This is a genomic window from Sorangium sp. So ce124, assembly GCF_051525235.1.
Lineage (GTDB): Bacteria > Myxococcota_A > Polyangia > Polyangiales > Polyangiaceae > Sorangium > Sorangium atrum.
Genome location: NZ_CP150312.1, coordinates 9,029,381 through 9,047,758 on the forward strand (window position 1 = coordinate 9,029,381; position 18,378 = coordinate 9,047,758).

Consider the following 18,378-nt stretch of genomic DNA (forward strand, 5'->3'; position numbering starts at 1 on the left):
GACGGCACACCGCAGCACGCCGGTGTTGCGTTCTATGGTGAGCCGTCGCTCGTCGAATGACGCGTCCATGCGCGCGAGTTCTCCAGCGCACCCGCGCTTCGCTGCGAAATCGAGCGAGCACGCTCGTTTGCACGCCCGAAATACCGACGCCGCGCCCGCGCCGGCGTGGTGATGGATCGAGCGCTCTCCGGCTGAAGGGGCCGGAGAGCGCTCGATGGGCTCAGGGCGCGATGGACGCCGACCGGAGGACGCCGACCGGAGGAGCAGAGCTCCTGGTGCTCATGTCACCTCGACGGCACTCTGTTCCGGCCGAGGGGAGCGGGCTGGGGCTGGGCTTCACGGATTCACGGAGAGCCGTTCAACGCGTCCTCGATGGCGGGCAGGTATGCGCTGCCGGGGAACGCCTCGCGGAACCGGGCGGCTCGCGCTGCGGCCTCGACGCGCCGACCGGTCTGCTCGAGGGCCTGGATCGCCAGGGTCTCGCGTTGCTGGGCTCTCGGGCTGCGCGGGTAGCTCCGCGCGTGGCGGTCGAGCGCGCCGAGCGCCTCGCTCGCTCTTCCCGATCCAAGCGCGGCGATCGCGCGCTGGATCAGGGTCAAGTCGGCATCCATCGGTGGGACGGCCGCCCCCGCGCCGGCCGCGGCGGGCGGAGCCGGCGCGGGCGCTGCCGAGGACAGCGCCGCCGGGGCGTCGGCGAACGCGCCTGGTGCGCGGGAGCCAACCAGAACCGCCGCGAGCGTGTCACCGCGAGCGAGGGCGATCTCCGGCGGCGCTGTGCGTGGCAGCGCCGCGTAGAGCGTGCCGGCGCCGGCGCCGGCCCCGCCCAGGAACAGGGCAGCGCCTGCCGCGACGAGCTTCGCCCGCGTGACCTCGATGCCACCCCTCGCGAGGTTCGCCTGGGCGCGGCGCGCGTTCCACGCGGGGACAGCCTCTGCTGCGCCTTCGCCGGGCGGGAGGGCTCGCGCAGCCTGGTCGGCTGGCGCGCCCCCGTCGCCCTCCCCGGGGTCGAGCCGCGCCTGAAGCCGCGACCAGAGCACCTCGCCGAGGTCTTCCGGCAGGTCGAGCGGGGCGTCCCCGAGCTCGAGCAGCAGCGGCCCGTGGACCAAGGCGAGCGGCGCCAGCGCCGAGCGCGCGCCGTACACGCCGAGCGCGTCGCGCTCCCGCGCGCCCAGCCGCCTGACCGCGGCCGCGAACTCCTTGCGGGCCCGCCGCAGCCGGTCCCACGCGGTGTTCTCCGAGATCTGGAGCGCCGCGGCGATCTCGCGCATCTCGATGCCCTCGAGCTCGTAGAGGAGGAACACGACGCGCCGGTCGCCCTCGATGCGCTGGACGAGCCCGCGGACGATCCTCTGCGTCTCGGCCTGCGCGAACCGCTGCTCCGCGTCGTACCCCGGGTCCGCGACGTCGACGCGCTCGCCGTCGGAGCGCGCGAGCAGCTCCCGCCGGTTCCTGGAGAGCCGCAGGTGCCGCAGGGCGAGGTTCGACGCAATGCCCGCCACCCACGCCTTCACGGAGAAGCGGGGGTCGTACTCTCCGAAGCGGCGGTGGACGACCAGGAACACCTCCTGGGCCACGTCGCGCAGGTGCCGCGCCGGCACCCCCATCCGCCAGAGCACCCGGAGGACGTACCGGAGCAGGCCCGTGTACACCTCCTCGAAGGTGGGCCGCGGGGGCGGCTCGGCCGCCGTCGCGGGGGGGGCGTCGGCCGTCAGCCCGGGGTCGGCGCCAGATGCCGGTCCAGGGTTGGTGTCATGGGCGGGGGCCGGCGGAGGCCGGGGGGGTTGAGACGCCGTCATCTCTACGTGTTCCGGCGAGATGGGCCGGATTGTGGCGAAATCGTACGCGGGTCCGAAAAAAGATCGGGCCCCGGTGGCCCCACGTGCGGGGGCGCCCGTGGCCGCCTCGATGACCACCGCGGTTCTGTGGCATTACATGATGGCTCCGCGTTCCGTTGCGAAATCAACCAGGCGCATCGGCGAGCGGCCATCGACGGGTCTGTCAGCATCTCTCGGCACGATCTGAGCGCCGTACAACGAGATTCGCCCGGCGTGCTCGCGATGGATGCGAACCTTTTGCGCAGATCATTCCGAGAAGAACCCGATGGCGGACGCAATGCGGACCCGCGAGCGTCCATGAGGAGGGGGCTTCTCGCGCCATTCTTCCCGTGCTTCCCTCCGGAGGTGTTCGCGGGAGCACCGCGCTCGGCAGCTGCGCCGTGAATGAACAGGTGAGACGATGAGGAGAGGGACTCGACAGGAGAAGCGGGGGATGGTGGTGGCCTCGTGCGCCACGGCCGTCGTGCTGGGGGCCTGGGTTGGTGGCTGCGAACCGACCCCGCACTGGCTTTGCCCCTGGGATCCCGAGCCTGGGTACAAGGACAGTCCTTGTCTTGTGATGGAGGAGCCCACGGATGCCGACGGCGGCGCCGATGCGTGCGGCGATGCCGGTCCTGATGCAGGCGACGCCTGCGGGGAGGGGGGAGCTGGCGCCGGTTTCGACAGCGCGACGGTCCCCGGGTTCGATCCCACCCTGCGGGAGACCTGCACCGGGCAGTGCGTGCCGCGGGAACCGCTCGGCTGGTCCGAGCCGGCGCTGGTCTGGATCGGCCCTCCGGATCGCGCGCCCGACTGTCCCGCCGCTGCGCCGAGCATCGGCTACGAGGGCCATGGGGACTTCGCGGCGGCGGCGCCGCCCTCATGCCCGGCATGCCAGTGCGATCCGCCGGACGCCTCGTGCGAGCTACCGGCGGCTTGGAACGCCTACGCCAGCTTTCCATGCGACGTCCCCGGCGCCGCCGAGACGCCGTTCACCGCTCCCGAAGGTTGGGACGGTACCTGCACATCGGCCAACGCGATCTCCGCCGGACAGATGTGCGATGGCGCCCTGTGCGCGCAGTCGCTCGAGATCCCGGCCCCCCGCGTGCTCCCGGGAAGCTGCGCACCCAGGATCGCGGAGAGCCCCGAGGAGACGGAGGAACCTGAAGGCGCCGGGAGCTTCGCGATCCTCGCCCGGGCGTGTACAGGCACCACGTTCGCGCCGTGCGCCGATCCGGGGATGATCTGCACCCCGGCGCCGCCGACCGGCGATGCCGCCCCCATGGACGGGTTCCTGACGTGCGTCTATCACGAGGGCGAGCGGGACTGCCCGGCGACCTATCCGCACCGGCACGTCTTCTTCGCGGGCGCCGAGGACACGCGCGGCTGCGCCCCCTGCGGCTGCGGCGAACCTATCGGCGGCAGCTGCAGCGTCCTGGCGTCGGCGTTCAGCGATGGTGCGTGCTCGCAGTTCGCCGTCGGCGTGGTGGTGAGCTCCGCGGCTCCGCTCTGCACCGGCATCGTTCCCGGGACGGCGCTCGGGAGCAAGTCCGCGAGCGTTGTGAGCTTCGATCCGGGCACCTGCGAGCCGACGGGCGGCGAGCCGACCAGCAGCGTCGCGTTGCTCGGCGCAGGGACGTCACGAGACCGCAGCCGAAGAACCAGGCCACGTGCCCACAGGGGACGACCGAGCCGCCGAGCGAGGACACGCCGTAAAACGTGCCCCGATACCGCTCGGCAGCGACCGGCATGTTCACACGCCCCTCCAGCGAGAGCGAGAACGCCTCCCATCGCGCCCCCGCGAACCCCGAGAATCCGACCGCGGGCGCCGGCGCGAGTCCCCCGGAGATCAGCGCCCCCGCCCCGACCTGAAGCCGCGGCCACGCCAGCGCGAGGCCACGGCGCTCCCGGGGTCGCGCCGGCGCGGCGGGCTCGCACGGCGGCAGCGGCGCCAGGGCCGGCGCGCGCGGGGACCCCGCCGGCGCTCCTCCCGGGGAGGCCGTCTCCGGTGGCGAAGGCGCGGTGGCTGCCTCCCCCGGCGCCGGAGCTGACGGCCCCGGCGGCAACGGCGCCGGCTCCTGCGCCGATCGCACCGGGCGCAGCATGATCGCAAGGGCGGTGCCGACGTCCTCCACCAGCGCCCCGCAGGTCGCGCTCGTGACCTCCTGGCCGCCGAGCCGCCGGCCGTCGCTGTCGTACAGCGCGATCTCCCCCAGGAAATGCCGCCCCTTGCGCGCAACGACCACCTCGACCCGCCGGCCGCCGCTGCCGCCGCCCACGAACGGGTCGATCCCGCCGAGCTGCGCGGCGACGACGTCCCGGAGCGCCTGCTCCTCGGGACACCCGTCCGCGCCCGGGCCGCGCGAATAGGACAGCCGCGCGCCGCCCGGCGGGACCTGACCGAAGGCCGGCAGAACGGCCAGCATCAGGGACACAGCAAGATTCCACCCGATGGCGTTCAGACGTGGATGGCGCAAGGGACTCCGCTCGATCGTCAGGCAAGGGGTGCAGCGCAGCGCCGATAGGCCACGACCGGTCGCGACATGCACAGAGTGGAATTACGGACCACGACCGACCCCTCGCAACGGATTTTTCCGGGCGGCTGCGGCCCGCCATGCCCGCGCGGGCGGGCGCCGGAGGCCTCGAGGTCTGCCGAACGGGTCGCTCACCCGTTCGGGGAGGCCTCCGGGCCTGTCCAACAGGTCGACGACCTCTGGAAAGAGCCCGATCGGTCTGCGCAAGCACGGCGGCGACCCGTTCCGGGAAGCCCCGCGGTATCCCCGAGCATGCCGGCGACCCGTCGGCGGACCCCATCGGTATCTCGGAACACGCCGGCGACCCGTCGGCGGACCCCATCGGTATCTCCGAGCACGCCGGCGACCCGTCGACGAACCCCGCGGGCGCGTCGCCCGCCTCGGCTACCGCCCTGCCCCGCTCCGGGATGCAACCGCCCTATCCCCGCGCTCCAGCACCTCTGTAGACATTCGCTGAGCTGCGCACCAGCACGATTCATAGCACGTTAACGACGACAGGAGCGCTCGACGAAGGACAGAGCCCTGCTTAGCGTGCCACGATGGACCAAACGTTCGATGCTTCGATCTACGTTCGCGCTCCCATCATCAACATTGCCAATGGCGTGACCCTCGCCAACGCGCTGGTCGCAGCCTGTCCGGAGACGGCGCCGGAGAACGTCGCCAAGGCGTGTACGAAGCTGAAGGCCGCTGCGGAGGCAGGCCAGAAGGCGCTCACCGCGCGCCGCCGTGTCAACGGGGCCCTGTCCGAGGACGACGTACGGGTGCTCGACAGGGAGGCCGATGCGAGCTTCGGGGCGCTGCGCATGCGCCTCATCGCGACCTCGATGCTGCCCGAGGGGCGCTTCCCGCAGGCGCGGCGCGCCGGAGAGCTGGTCAAAGAGCTCTTCGGCGACGACGGCCTCTCGTTCCTCACCGCCGAGTACCCCGTGCAGAACACGGTGATGGCCTCCATCGCCGCGCACATCGAGGAAGCGGGCCTGAAGCCCGAGATCGACGCGGTCGCCGGGCCCGAGTTCCTCGAGCAGATCGGCAATGTCCTGCCGCGCTACGACGCGATGGTGCGAGACAAGCTACAGAAAGAGGCCGCCGCGACATCGAACCTCGCGACGTACGTGCGCGCCATCCAGTTCGCCATCGTCAACTACGCGACCAAGGTCGCCGGCATGGTCGACGAGGACGAGCCCGAGACCGTCGAGTCCGTCCGGAAGGCCCTCCGCCCGCTCGACGTGCACCGCGAGGCCAGCGCGCGGAGGGCCCAGGGCGGCGCCAAGGGCGAGGCGACGAGCGGCGCCCCGGCCGCCTCCCCGGCGACCGGCGCGGGACCCGACGGAGCCGGCGAGCTGACCGCGCCGGTCTGACACGGTCCCGGCGTCACCCTGTTGACGCTCACGATGGCTGCTGCTCGGTCGTGCAGGCCGGTCGCTGGCCCTCACGAGGAGGAGCGGTCCCACGCGCGGTCCGTGATGGTCGGCCCAAGGCCGCGGCTGCCGCGGCCGGGTCACGCAGAGCTGCTCTCTGCAACTCTTCAGGTACACCACAACGCCGTCCTGCGGCAGCGGAAGCGCTTTCTGGCCATTCAACGGCACCCGAGCGACGTCTCTCTGGAGCACCGCACTCCTGTCGTGCGCACCAGCCCATGCTCGCTCATCGCGATCGCCACAGTCCGCTCGACATCGGGCGATGTTCACGCGTCCTGCGAGCGCCCTGGTCGTCACGAGCAACCGTCATGACCGATGTGACCGATGTGACCGATGTGACCGACGTGACCGATGTGACCGACGTGACCGATGTGACCGGTGTAACGCATGTCGTTCCTGATCCAGGCGGTCTTCCGTCACGCTCTTTCGCTCTGGATGAGGCTGCGAATGCAGAGCGCCGACAGCGTGGAGAGCCCAGATTGTGCATGCGCCGACCGGTCGCCTGCGCTATACTGAACAGGGGCTAGGGGGATTGATATATTCCTGCCCGGCAGGACAGAGGTGATCGATGTATTCAGCGAATCGTCGCCGGAATATCGAGCGGGAGGAGCGCATGCTGCTCCGCGAGAAGCGGGAGCAGGCGGCCGGCAAGCTCCTTCAGAAGGTGCCGCAGCTCACGAGCCTGAACCTGGAAATTCGTGAGACCCGGCCCAATTCGGCCATGAATGAGACGCAGTACATCCGCCGCGTCGTCGTCGAGCATGCGCATGCGCTGTTCGAAATGCCGTGCTCGTACTCTTCCTGTGACAACGGCGGCTACGACGTGACGCAGGAGATCCTGAGCAGCCTCGCTTCGCGCACGGCGCGGTTCGAGGGTGAATGCGCCTGTCGAGGGAGCTGTGGCGGCGAGTGCTGCTCCCGGGTCCTCCGCTACGTCGCCACGGCCACGTACCGTAGCCCGGAAGCGTAGGGCGAGAGCTTATCGCCCGGGACGGCGTACGTCTCGAGCGGCGGCCGGGGCGCTGTCCGCGCCTCGGCCCGCGCTGGGCGTTTCACTCGGTAATGGGAGGCTGTGGCCCCGGGACGATCCCTGCGATGTCCGGGTCCTCCCCCGGTGTTCCGCCATCACCAGGGCCCTTTTCCTTGCGGCGCGCGAGGCGGTTCGCGTCTTTCTCGCGCTGCTTTTCCTGCCGAGCGCGTTCTTTTTGCCGCTTCATTGCTGCCTGTTTCTGCTGCATAGGGAGCCAGGCCTTTCAGCGCCTCCGGGCGCGTTCTTCAGCACCTCGCGGTGCGTCCTGAAGGCGCAGGCGCGGCGCACGAGCGGCGCCGCGCCGCGCCCGCGAGATCAGTACCGGTCGCCGCGACCGCCGCGGCCGCCGGAGCCGCCGCGACCGCCGCGGCCACCACCACCGCCGCCGAAGCCGCCGCCGCCGCCGCCGAAGCCACCACCGCCGCCGCCGAAGCCACCACCACCGCCGCCGCCGCCGAAGCCACCACCACCGCCGCCGAAGCCGCGGGCCGGGCGCTCCTGCGCCTCGTTGACCTTGAGCGCGCGGCCATCCAGGACGGCGCCGTTCAGCTGCGAGATCGCGCTGTTCGCGGCCTGGGCCGAGCCCATGGTCACGAACGCGAAGCCACGCGGCTGCCCCGTCTCACGGTCGGTCGGCATCGCGATCTCACGGACCTCGCCGGCTGCGGCGAACGCGGACTCGAGGGTCTCGCGGGTGGTGCTGAACGAAAGGTTTCCTACGTAGAGACGATTTCCCATGCCATCCTGCTTTTTTACGGCTTTCTGGTGCGCCACTGCGGCGCTCTCGGCCTGCCATCCGACGAAGCCGTAACGGATCGAACGGAGACGTGCCGCGCGGAACTCCCGCGCGGTCACACGGTGCGTCGTCCAGTCGTCCGAGCGAGCTGCAGGCTCCCTCAAGCGAGGGAAGCGGGAAAGCGTCGTATCGAGGGCCAGGGACGTTCGTGAGAAGAAGCATCCTAGCCCGATGCGCCGTCGTTCGCAAGCAGGCCGTCCGTGGTGCAGGGGTGCAGGCCCCCGCGCGAGCGCGGACGCGCGGCGCCGGCTTCGACGAGGGCGGGCGCGCCTTGGCTCGGGCGTTCGGGCCATGCCGCTCCGGCGCTGACGTGGAAGATGTCCTGCGCCTCGGGCAAGATGGCGCGGATGGATACGGCGACTCGCGACGAGGTGCTGAAGCGCTGGCGCGCGCGCGGCTTCCACGGCGGGCTCTGGACCGATCCGCCCGGCCGCGTGTGGAGGGACTACGTTCACGACGAGGACGAGTTCTTGATGGTCCTCGAAGGCGAGCTCGAGCTCACGCTCGCGGGCACGACGATCGTGCCCCGCGTCGGCGAGGAGATCGAGATCCGCGCCGGCGTGGTGCACACCGTCCGCAACCGGGGCGAGACGACGGCCCGCTGGCTCTACGCCTACGGGCGGCTCGGGTGACCGCCGGTACGGGCGAGGCCGTCCGCTGCGGCCGCGACGTCCCCCCGCGGCGCGGGTGAGGCCGCGGCGGCGCCGGCCTCGGCGGGGGCGGAGCGGCTCGCGAGCCAGAGCCAGAGGACCAGCGCGCCGAGCGCGACGCGGTACCAGCCGAACGGCGCGAGGCCATAACGCTTCAGGTAACGCAGGAAGACCGCGATCACGAGCAGGGCGACGGCGAACGAGACGGCGAGCCCGACCACGAGCGCCACGATCCCGCCGGGGGCGTCGAGCAAGGCGCGGCCGTTCTTGACGAGATCGAAGACGGTCGCGGCGCCGAGCGTCGGGATGGCGAGGAGGAACGAGAACTCGGCGGCCGCGGCGGTGCTGAGGCCCGAGAGCTGCCCGCCGACGATGGTGGTCATCGAGCGGGACGCGCCGGGCCAGAGCGAGAAGCACTGCGCGAAGCCGATCGCGAGCGCGCGCTGGAGCGTGACGTCCTCGACGCGCGGAGCGCCCTGATCCGGCCGGCGGCGGCGGACCGACTCGACGCCGATCATCAGGAGGCCGCCGGCGATGAGCGCGGCCGCGACGGGCCCCGGGCCGAACAGGTACGCCTTGATGGCCTTGTGGAAGAGCAGGCCGACCACGGCGGCGGGGAGAAACGCGAACGCGAGGGCGAGCGCGAGGCGGAGGCTGTCCGGATCCCGCCGGACCATGCCGCGCACGGTGGTCGAGAGGCGCTCGCGGAAATAGACGACGACCGCGAGGACCGCGCCGAGCTGGATCACGATATCGAGCGTCTTCGCCGCCTCGCTCTGGTGACCGAGCCACGCGCCGAGCAGGATGAGATGACCGGTGGACGAGACGGGAAGGAACTCGGTCAGGCCCTCGAGGACCCCGAGCAGGACGGCATCGAACCAGAACATTGCGCCGAGTCTACCCTCACGCGGGCCAGAGGTGCGCGAGAGCGCGCACGGGATCGCGCCGCGTGGCGGGATCGCGGCGCGGCGGCGGCGGCGCGATGGAGAGCGCCGGCCGTCGGCGCGAGATCCCGTGGGGGCAGGGCCCCCCGAGCGCCGCGCCGCCAGCCACGCGGGCGAGCGGCGCCGGCGGCAGGGCGCGCCAGCGGGGGCACGCTCGACCGCGAGGCGCGCGTCGTCCTCGCGGGGACGATCTCGCCGTCGACGGCCGCGCAAAGCGCGGAGAGCCGCGCGCCGCCGTGTTCGCGGCCGCGCGTGGAGGACGCGGAAGAGAGCGTCGTAGTCGGCGCTCACCTGGGCCAACGAGCGGAGAGGGCGCCAGCACAGCGGTAATCGCCGCAAACACCGCCCGCATCGACAGGAGCCGTTTCACGAGCCATCGCTTGGCGGACTCAACAGGAGTATTCGAGCCACCTGCCGGTCGCTGCCGCAGTTCGCCCCACGGCTCGACGCGGGCGATCGCACGGGCTGACGCAAGCCGCAGAGCACGAAACCGCCAGCTCCACACGAACATGGCAGCTGAGACAGGGGAAGCCCCGACAGAAACAGGGAAGTCCCGATCAGCACGTAAGTGCCAGCCGTGCGAAACCGTGTGAAAGCGTGCGAAGAAGAGAAGAAGGGCATCGCGAGTGCAGTAGCTCACACGATACCCATGTGAAGATTCGAACAAGTTGCATTTGTTTCCGCCGTGCATCGCGATCGTGACCCGAGGCGCGCGCCCGCAGCCGCACTGAACTGGGCCGTTCGCGTTGCATCTTCGACGTCCCGAGTGCCTCCACGACACCGTCCAAGCAGGTCGAACGGAACTCGAGATCTTCGCGCTGGCCTGTCGAGAGAGCATGTTGCGCGGTTGACTCGAACAAACATCGTCGTGTACACCTCGATAGAAGAGGCCGTCGGCGCCGGGGGGTGCCGTGCAGGCCCTCGACACCACGCAAGCGCGCTCGCGCAACTCCGCGGCACAGCGGCAGGAGATGCGGGCCCGCCATCGTCGCAGGGAGGCAGCCACCGTGTCATCGACCGTAAGAGTCCATCGCACCTCTTCGCAGGGTCAGCACAGGGACGCCACGATCTCGTCTTCCCGACGAAAGTATTGCGTCCTCGTCGTCGACGACGACGAAAGGGCGCTGAGGTCCATCTCCGCAGTCCTCTCCGGGGACGTCGACGTCGTGGAATGTACGTCGGCGGAGCAGGCGCTCGTATTGCTCGAAGCCAGGGAGTTTCACCTGGTCTGCTCCGACGTGGTGATGCCTGGGATGAAAGGGGACGAGCTGCTCCGGAGGGTGGCGAACATGCCCGTGTACACGAGCTGTCTCCTCATCACCGGCGCCGAGGAGTACACGCGCTCGAAGGAGGCCGTGTATCACCACGTCCTGCTCAAGCCGTTCAATCCGGCCCGGCTCACGGCGCTCGTCCTTCAGCTGGCGCGCCTCACCGAGATGAAGCGCTCGGTCCACTCGATGGCGGACTCGCTCACGCCGACGGACGCCGGGAGCGAGCTCATGTCGTGCGGCTGGCCCGACGCCGGCATGGCGCCGGAGTCGTCGCACGCGCCGAGATCCACGAAGCTGGAGGCCTGCGTGACGTGCGGCGCCACGCCGCACGATCTGCCGCACGAGCCGGAGCCGGCGAGGGCCGCCGCGTCCACGCTCCGGGCCCGGAAGCGATGGGCCCGGTGAGCCTGCGGCCGCGCCGCCCCGCGACCGGCGCGGGCTGCGGCGCGGCGGCGTAGTGGCGCGAGGCCGACGCGGCCGACGCGGCGCGGATCAGGCGCCGCTCGGGCCCTGCTCCTCCCACCACCTCGCCATGCGCACCTGCATCTCCTCGACCGAGACGTCCTCGATGAAGGCCGACAGGATCCACTGGTGCCCGAACGGGTCCTCGATCCTGCCCTCCCGCCGGCCGTAGAACTGGTCCGCGATCGGATAGATGATCTTGGCCCCCGCCTCGACGGCGCGCGCGGCGACCGCGTCGGGGTCCTCGACGTTCAGCGTGAGGACGATCGGCGAGCCGCCGAGCGCCTTCGGGCCGCGCGCGTTCCACTGGGGGGCCTCGTCGGCGACGCTGACGATGGAGTCGCCGATCACGAGCTCGGCGCAGACGATGGCGCCGCCGAGCTTCGGGTCGGCGAGGCGCAGCTTCTCTGTCGCGCCGAACACCTTCTTGTAGAACGCGATGGCGTCGGGCGCGCCGGCGACGACGAGGTGCGGCACGACGGCGTGGTACGGGGGCGGGGCGATGGGGTGTTGTCGCTGGGTCATGGGCGAAGGATGCCCACGCGGCCGGAGCGGGTATTGTAAAAACATGCCGGCCGGCTGAGCCGGCCGAGCTGGGAGCGCCGGCTCGGCCAGCGCCGGTGGTCAGCCGCCGAGCGGGACATGGTTCCGCTCGCGGCGCCTCGTCACGTACTCGGTGGGCGTGAGGCCGGCGAACGCGCGGAAGTCGTGGATGAAGTGCGCCTGGTCGTAATAGCCGCACGCGGCCGCGACGCCCGCCCAGGAGACGCGCTCGCCGCGCTCGATCGCAGAGACCGCCTGCTGGAAGCGCTGCACACGGCAATAACGCTTCGGGGTGAGGCCGACGCGCTCGGTGAAGCTCCGGATGAACCGCTTCGAGCTCATCCCGAGCTGCCCTGTCACGTCGGCCACGGTCCACGCGCGGGACGGGTCCGCGAACGCGGCGAGCGCGAAGTCGACCGAGGGATCGCGCTCGATCGACGCGCGCGGCCGGAGAAGGCGCGCTGCGAGGGCGGACTCGAGCGCGCGGAGCCTTTCCTCGGGGGTCTTCGCCTCGAGCACGCGCTCGCGGACGAGGGCGGCCTCGCGCCCCCACAGCGCGTCGAGCGAGACGTGGGCGCCGCCGAGCTCCCCGGCGTCCGGGCCGAAGAACGGGGCCGCGCCGCCCGGGGAGAGCTCCGCGCCCACGATCGCGCGCTGCTCCGCCGAGTCGATGGCGAAGTGCTCGGCGTGGGCGCCGCAGACGGCGATGCCGGAGAGGCGGTGGCAGCGAGCGGCGCCGTCCTCGGCAGCGTTGTCGTACCAGCGCAGCTCGTCCTCGGCGAGGTTGATGAGGAGGCTCATGGCGCCGCTGGGGAGCACGCGCTCCAGCAGGTCGGGGAGCTCGGGGGCGGCGTAGTACCAGAGCAGGCGGACGAAGCGGCCGAGTGGAGGAGGCGGGGTGTACGTGACGAAGCGCATGGGCGGCCCGGGAGGGGCAGCATGCCATGGGCAGAGGCGTGAGGAAGCCGTTCCAGACGCGTGGCGTAGCCTGCGAGGCGCGGCCCGGAAAGAGCGCGGCGCTCGGCGGCTGGACGGTGAGGAGGCCGATCTCTAGGATGCCGGCTCGTGACGACGGCCGTACGAGAGGCGAAGACCCGGGCGGGGCGAGGCAAGACCGTCGGGGCGAAGCGCCGCTCCAAGATGGAACACACGGCGACGGAGTCCAAGGAAGCGGTGCTCGACACGGTCTTCGCCGACGCGCCGGAGGCCCCTCGGGCGAGCGGCGACCTGCCCGAGATGGTCCGCAAGAACCGGCGTGAGCGGGCAAGGCGGCGGCTGCTCGATGCGCTCGAGGCGCGGGGGCCTTATCCCGTTCCGGAGGGGCTGCGCGGGGAGCTACGCGCGCTGGTGGAGCGGTGGGGGCAAAAGGGCTTCGAGGATGCCTTTCCGGATGCAGACGTGTTCGAGATTCGGTGCGCTGAAGAGCGCGCGGTGCTCGAGGCGGCAGCCAGGGGCGACGAAGAGGCGCGCTTCGCTGCCGCGGAGCGGGCCTACCGGCGGGAGATCGAGGCGAGGCACGGGCAGATCGAGATCCGCGGACTCCAGCTCAGCGCGCGCGTCCGGCAGGATCTCGAGATCGCCTATGTGCCGCTGCACGTCGAGGAGCCGTCCGAGGAGCCGCGCGCGGCGAAACCCAGGAAAGGAGCGGGCAAGAGACCCAAGGGCGGAGCGACGGCGGCCGAAGCGGAGGCAGCGAGCGCCATGCTGCACGCCCTCGAGCGGCCGCGGGTGCTCGCCACGGACGCGCTCGTGAGCCACCCGCGGCTCCTGATCATCGGTGAGCCGGGGAGCGGCAAGTCGACGCTCCTCGCCTACCTGGCGACGCGCGCCGCTCGGGGCGAGCTGACCACCTCGACCCAAGGAGGCGATCGGGCATCGATTCCGTTCGTCGTGCCGGTGCGGGCACTTCAAGAGGCCGCGGCGACCCCGGAGGAGATCGCTCGCGCCGCCGGTGTCGAGGCCTGGTTCGTGGAAGCAGCGCTGCAGCGCGGCCGTGCGCTGCTCCTCGTCGATGGCCTGGATGAAGCCCGGACGCACGTGGCAGGGAAGGTGCTCCCGGCCCTCACGGCGATGCTCGATGCGTATCCGGGGATCCCGGTCGTCGTCACGACGAGGCCGGCCGCCATGCCCGGTAAGGACGAGGCCGCGCCCAGGGGCTTTGCGCGCGCGCGGCTCGTGCCGATGACGCGCGACGAGGTCGCCGTCTTCATCGATCGCTGGTGTCTGGCCGCCGAGCTGAGCCTCAACAAGCCACGCGGACAGGCCGAGATCGACGCGCGCGCCGCCGCAGACGACCTGAAAGAGCGGGTGAGGACGAGCCGGGCGATCGAGAAGCTCGCGCAGACTCCCCTCCTCTGCTCGGTCATCTGCGTCGTCCACCGCTTCCTGGGTCAGCGGATCCCGGAGCGACGGGTCGCCCTGTACGAGGCGATCACAAACGTGCTGCTCTATGAGTGGGACCGGGCCAAGTTCGCGGACGGCGCCGCCATCGGCAAGCTCGACGCCCACGCGAAGCGCGCCCTGCTCGCCCGGCTCGCGCTCTCGATGCACAAGGCGCGCGTGGCGGAGTTGCCCGCGGAGGAGGTCGTCAAGAGGCTCGCGGCGCACCTGCCGGATCTCGGCCGCCCGGAGGAGGAGGCGGAGGCGATCGTCGCCGAGATCCGCGACCGAAACGGCGTGCTCGTGGAGCGGGCGCCGGGGTCGTTCGCATTCTCGCACCTGACGTTCCAGGAGTACCTCGCCGCGATGGAGCTCGTGAACGCGCACGCATACGACGAGCTGCTGCGCAAACACAAGGACAAGTGGTGGCACGAGGTCATCATCCTTTCCGCCGGGTTCCCGGGGGCGCACGCGGACCGGATCATCCGCGGGCTGCTCGACAAAGACGGCGAGGGCGTGGCTGAAGGGACGATGCTCGCGGCCCAATGTGCAGAAACCGCCATCGAGGTCAGGCAAGCGCTCCGGAAGGAGATCGAGAAACGCGTGACACGGCTGGTTCCGCCGGCGAGCCCCACCGAGTTCGATATGCTTTACCATCTCGGCGAAGTAGCTGGACCGGTGCTCCTTCGCTGGCTCGACAAGGGGAGCACGGAAGACAAGGCTTCGATAGTATTTGCTCTTGCCTACATTCGACATGAGCCGGCAACGAGGGCAATCTTAAAGCTCTTAAAAGATCCAACTCAAACCAATCGCCCGTTCGCCGTCTTCACCAAGATGGAGGATCAGCCCTACACTCTTGCCATGTGTGCCGCAGTTTACATAAAGTGCCTAATCGAGCACTCAGAGAGAGCATTTTTTATCTTTTTTGATGCGATCCCATCCGCCGATCCGAGCGCCATTCGACTTTTGCGGGGATTCAGGATCATGGAAGAGAACCCTCATGAGCGAGACAAGCTCGACGCGCTCATCGCGCGCGCCGAGGCTGCGCACGCGAGGGCTTCTTCTTCCGTCGCCCGTTCGCCCAAACGCGCCACACGTTCTGGTTGATCGCCTCGGAGAACGCCACAGGACGCGTTATCAACATGTCCTGAAGCTGAATGCCGGGACGTCCCATCAGCCTCTGCACGAAGTCGAGATGGCTCTGGATCGCCTGCCCCCGGTGCTTCGTGAGCCAATGGCGGTCCAGACCGAAGTCCTCGACCGTGCACCTCGCCTGCTCATCGCCTTCACGAGCCTTGATCTCGCCGTTCTCCGCGAAGACGAAACGGCTGCCCGGCTTGCCCTCATCAGGCCGAACATACCCTTCGGCCGGCCACTTGTCGTGCTTTGTGCCGTTGCACCCCATGCACCCCAGGAAGTAGTTGTCCCACGCGTAAACCTGTGCAGGAAAACGCGCCTTGGGCCGGAAGTGCTCGACCTGCCCCGGCGGCCTGTCCTCTCCACCCTTCCCAGGGTGCGTCGAACTGACGGGAGACTGGCAGTACGCGCAGAAGCCGTGCGACATCCGGGCGATCGCCTGTCGGACCCGCGCATCGGTGCGCCAGACCGGCGGGAAATCCGGCTTCCCGTCCTTGTCGGCCGGCAGCACCTCCGGCGCATAGCTCGCGAACCCCTTCTTCCGCCTCGTCCCGTGCTCGGCGAGCTTCTCGAAGGCCCTCGCCTTCCTCCAGAACGCCGCCGCATCCGGGAACGCCGCGTCCACCGTCTTTTGCCAGTCAGCGGGCGCTGCGACGCCCTTTCGCCGGAGCCGGATCACGCCGTCCCCCTCCCTTCCCGGTAAGCTGTGAATCCAGCACCCTGAGCAGCGCGATCTGCGTCCGCGCGATCTCGGACAGCAGCGGGCCCTTGCCCTCCCGCTCCTCCTCCCGCGCGAGCACGCCTTGAAGCTCGTCCAGCACCTTCAGCAATCTCTGCCGGTGGCGCGCCGTCGCCGTGCCGCCCTCGATCTTCTGCCGGAGCTCGGCAGCCTCCACTTCCAGCGCCTCGTACGTCGGTGAGAGGCGCGAGGGCACATCGAAGACGGCGCCGTCAACCATCACCGAGTCGACCTCGGCGCCGTCGAGCCTCTCCAGGTCGCCCTCGGTCAACTGCCGCACCGTCGTACCCTGGCCCGGCTTCTCATCCAGCACGAGGACCGCGATCGCGCGCTCCTTGTCGTCGATGGCGGCCTGCACCACCGCGGGCGAGTGCGTGGTCAGCACAAAGCGCGTGCCCGGAAACAAGCTCGTGAGCCGGTCGATGATCCGCCGCTGCCAGCGAGGGTGGAGGTTGAGGTCGACCTCGTCGATGGCCACCAAGGCCTCGCCAGCGAGCGGATCGTCGAGCGTAGAGAACGTCTGCGCATAGCGGATCGCGAGATCCAGCACGACGGAAAGCATGGCGCGGTACCCGTCGGAGAGCTCGAGGATCGAGAGTGAGACGCCCGAGCGACGGAATGCCGCCACGCGGCGCCCTTCCTGCTCGACGATCTCCACGTCTTCGATGCGCCTGTCGAGCCCCACGAGCCACCCGTGGAGCCGCTTCCAGACCACTCGTGCAGCGGGATCGTACTCGCCCCGCTCCTCCAGGAGCGCGACGTAGGCGGCGAGGTCCCGGAAGAGGTACTCGTCGAAATCGACGAGCGTGCGCGTGGCCTGCCGGCGCAGTGCGTCTTCGAGGTGCGTTGGAAGCGGCCGGACGAGCGCCGGCTCCCACTCCGGACCGAGGAGCGCGGGCCCGGTCGCCTGGCGCGGCCTGACCGGCGGGCGCAGGGCGCGATACTGCCCATAACCGAAGACGTGGTGCCCACGCGGGAGCCGCGCGCGCTCGAAGCGCCCTGCCCCATCGGTCCAGCGCGCGATCGGCTCGGGGCCAGCGCCGTAGAGCGCGATCGACCCGGCCGACCCGCCGTGGCGCAGCGGAAACCGGTCGAGCCCCTCGCCGTCGCCGGGCGCGAGCGAGGCGAGCGCCTCGACGATGCTCGTCTTGCCGGAGCCGTTCTGCCCAATGATGACCGTGACCTGCGCCCCGAGCGGCACCTCGCTGTGCACGAAGCAGCGGACGTTCTCGAGGACGAGCCGTGATCCATCAACGGTGCCCGCCCCCATCGGGGGCACGGACGACGACTTGCTCTGCTTGCGACGCTTCGTCACCCGCTGACTATAGCCACAAGCACTGCAAAGAGCGCGCTTCCCGGCGTAGCTTCAATAAGCCAGGGCGCCCGCTCAGCGGCGCATGTGCTCGAAGGCACGTGGAGCGCAAATGCCGCCACGACCGTCGCCCCACCTCAGTAAGGCGGCAGCATCCTCCGGAATCCGTGCCCCAGCGCCAGCGCCAGGAAGACCAGGTTGCGCAGCGGCAACACGGGCCAGAAGAGGCCGAGAGGCCCTTCCGCTCGGGCGCTTCGCTCCTCCCCCGCCCCGGCGACCTCGTCGCGTTCGCCCCGGAAACACCGCGCGAGCCGCGCGCCGAGCCGCCGCATCCACGCGACCGACCGAGGGAAATCGGCGATCCCGTCGAGCCACGCGCCAGGGATCCCGCGCGCCCCCAGCGTCGCGCCCGCGAGGCCGCCGACGATCGCGCCCGTGCTGTCGGCGTCGCCGCCGAGCAGGATCACGTCCTCCACCGCGCGGCGGAAGTCGCCCGGGTGCGCGAGCCAGCAGAACAGGGCCGCTGGGACGGTGTCCACGATGAAGCCGCTCACGCCCTGATGGAGGCCTATCGCTGCAGCGAAGTCCTCCGGCGAGGCGCGCCGGCCGAGCAGCTCCGCCGCGCGGTCGAGCCGGCGGCGGAGCTCCTCGTCCGCGACGCGCTCGCGGAGCATCGGGAGCAGCTCGGCCGGATTCACATGCTCCGGCGTGCGCACCGCGGCATACGCGGCCGCGAGGGCGATGATCTGCGCCCCCTCCTCGGCGCGCGGATCGGTGTGCGTGAGGCGCGTGGACGCGCGCACCATGGGCTCGATGCGCGACGGCGTGAGCGCGAGGGCCGCGCCCAGGATCGGCGCGCGCATCGCGGCGCCGTTGCCCGCGGAGAAGACGCCGCTCCGCTCCGGAGAGAACCCGAGCCACAGCTTGAGGATCGCCCGCAAGGTGGCGTAACCGACGCCCGCCGGCAGCGAGGCGAGCCAGCCGCGGAGCTGCCACGCGAGCGCGCGCGCGAACCGCGCCGCGTCCCCCGGCGCGGCCAGGAGGGCCTGGGCCGTCATGCACGCGTGCTCGGCGTCGTCGCTGATCATCCCGCGGCCGAGCACGAAGCGGTGCTCGATCGGCGACGCGCCGAAAAGGCGGGCGGCGCGCCGGCGCGACAGGCCCTCTCTGGGCAGGCCGAGCGCGTCGCCGACCGCCGTCCCAAGGAGAACGCCGGCGAGGCGATCCTCGCGATCGATGGGTATCGTCTCGATGGGCATGCGAGCGCGCGCTTCACGTTCCGTGCCCGGAGAGCGCAGCGGAGATCCGCGCCTCCAGGCGCCCTGGCCAGGACGCCTGGCCTGCCAGGA

15 protein-coding genes are annotated in these 18,378 nt (G+C 70.8%); 5 read left to right on the forward strand and 10 right to left on the reverse strand.

Going from position 1 to position 18,378, the window contains the following annotated elements:
* Positions 1–344 precede the first annotated feature (344 nt).
* Together WMF19_RS33765 and WMF19_RS33770 are read right to left on the reverse strand one after the other, a co-directional pair.
* Complete coding sequence (locus WMF19_RS33765; RefSeq protein WP_437894118.1) at positions 345–1,796, reverse strand: RNA polymerase sigma factor; 1,452 nt, start codon at positions 1,794–1,796, stop codon at positions 345–347.
* A gap of 1,466 nt (positions 1,797–3,262) precedes the next feature.
* Complete coding sequence (locus WMF19_RS33770; RefSeq protein ID WP_437894120.1) at positions 3,263–4,249, reverse strand: hypothetical protein; 987 nt, start codon at positions 4,247–4,249, stop codon at positions 3,263–3,265.
* A gap of 638 nt (positions 4,250–4,887) precedes the next feature.
* Between WMF19_RS33770 and WMF19_RS33775 the strand changes: the two genes are divergently transcribed.
* Together WMF19_RS33775 and WMF19_RS33780 are read left to right on the forward strand one after the other, a co-directional pair.
* Positions 4,888–5,706, forward strand: a complete 819-nt coding sequence (locus tag WMF19_RS33775) for a hypothetical protein (protein WP_437894121.1) — start codon at positions 4,888–4,890, stop codon at positions 5,704–5,706.
* 673 nt (positions 5,707–6,379) lie between these two features.
* Entirely contained in the window at positions 6,380–6,736 is a 357-nt protein-coding gene (locus tag WMF19_RS33780) for a hypothetical protein (protein ID WP_437894122.1), read from the forward strand.
* 82 nt (positions 6,737–6,818) lie between these two features.
* Here WMF19_RS33780 and WMF19_RS33785 read toward each other — a convergent pair whose 3' ends face one another.
* Positions 6,819–7,004 (reverse strand): hypothetical protein, encoded by a 186-nt coding sequence (locus tag WMF19_RS33785; protein ID WP_012238616.1) that lies wholly within the window; start codon positions 7,002–7,004, stop codon positions 6,819–6,821.
* 107 nt (positions 7,005–7,111) lie between these two features.
* On the reverse strand, positions 7,112–7,534 hold the full coding sequence (locus WMF19_RS33790; RefSeq protein WP_272094931.1) for an RNA recognition motif domain-containing protein: 423 nt from the start codon (positions 7,532–7,534) through the stop codon (positions 7,112–7,114).
* Positions 7,535–7,939: 405 nt separating this feature from the next.
* Here WMF19_RS33790 and WMF19_RS33795 point away from each other — a divergent pair, with 405 nt between their 5' ends.
* Positions 7,940–8,224, forward strand: coding sequence for a cupin domain-containing protein (locus WMF19_RS33795; RefSeq protein ID WP_437894123.1), 285 nt, complete (start codon positions 7,940–7,942; stop codon positions 8,222–8,224).
* Here the strand turns inward: WMF19_RS33795 and WMF19_RS33800 are convergent.
* Positions 8,206–9,129 (reverse strand): undecaprenyl-diphosphate phosphatase, encoded by a 924-nt coding sequence (locus tag WMF19_RS33800; protein ID WP_437894124.1) that lies wholly within the window; start codon positions 9,127–9,129, stop codon positions 8,206–8,208. The two genes, WMF19_RS33795 and WMF19_RS33800, sit on opposite strands and share 19 nt — an antisense overlap.
* A gap of 1,124 nt (positions 9,130–10,253) precedes the next feature.
* Here WMF19_RS33800 and WMF19_RS33805 point away from each other — a divergent pair.
* A complete protein-coding gene (locus WMF19_RS33805) occupies positions 10,254–10,862 on the forward strand; it encodes a response regulator (RefSeq protein WP_437901704.1) in 609 nt (202 codons plus the stop codon).
* 87 nt (positions 10,863–10,949) lie between these two features.
* Here WMF19_RS33805 and WMF19_RS33810 read toward each other — a convergent pair whose 3' ends face one another.
* Together WMF19_RS33810 and WMF19_RS33815 are read right to left on the reverse strand one after the other, a co-directional pair.
* Positions 10,950–11,444: a VOC family protein gene (locus WMF19_RS33810; RefSeq protein ID WP_437894125.1), complete on the reverse strand. Its 495-nt coding sequence runs from the start codon at positions 11,442–11,444 to the stop codon at positions 10,950–10,952.
* A gap of 99 nt (positions 11,445–11,543) precedes the next feature.
* Positions 11,544–12,380: a helix-turn-helix domain-containing protein gene (locus WMF19_RS33815; RefSeq protein ID WP_437323985.1), complete on the reverse strand. Its 837-nt coding sequence runs from the start codon at positions 12,378–12,380 to the stop codon at positions 11,544–11,546.
* Between the two features lie 147 nt (positions 12,381–12,527).
* Between WMF19_RS33815 and WMF19_RS33820 the strand changes: the two genes are divergently transcribed.
* Positions 12,528–14,948 (forward strand): NACHT domain-containing protein, encoded by a 2,421-nt coding sequence (locus tag WMF19_RS33820; RefSeq protein WP_437894126.1) that lies wholly within the window; start codon positions 12,528–12,530, stop codon positions 14,946–14,948.
* On the opposite strand, the gene WMF19_RS33825 is transcribed toward WMF19_RS33820, so the two are convergent.
* The 3 genes from WMF19_RS33825 to WMF19_RS33835 form a co-directional block, all read right to left on the reverse strand.
* Entirely contained in the window at positions 14,866–15,657 is a 792-nt protein-coding gene (locus tag WMF19_RS33825) for a hypothetical protein (protein WP_437894127.1), read from the reverse strand. The genes WMF19_RS33820 and WMF19_RS33825 overlap by 83 nt on opposite strands.
* Complete coding sequence (locus WMF19_RS33830; RefSeq protein ID WP_437894128.1) at positions 15,617–17,032, reverse strand: AAA family ATPase; 1,416 nt, start codon at positions 17,030–17,032, stop codon at positions 15,617–15,619. The genes WMF19_RS33825 and WMF19_RS33830 overlap by 41 nt, the downstream gene beginning before the upstream one ends.
* 134 nt (positions 17,033–17,166) lie before the next feature.
* Positions 17,167–18,288 carry an ADP-ribosylglycohydrolase family protein gene (locus tag WMF19_RS33835; protein WP_437894129.1) on the reverse strand — a complete coding sequence of 374 codons (1,122 nt, stop codon included), beginning with the start codon at positions 18,286–18,288 and terminating at the stop codon, positions 17,167–17,169.
* Positions 18,289–18,378: the final 90 nt, after the last annotated feature.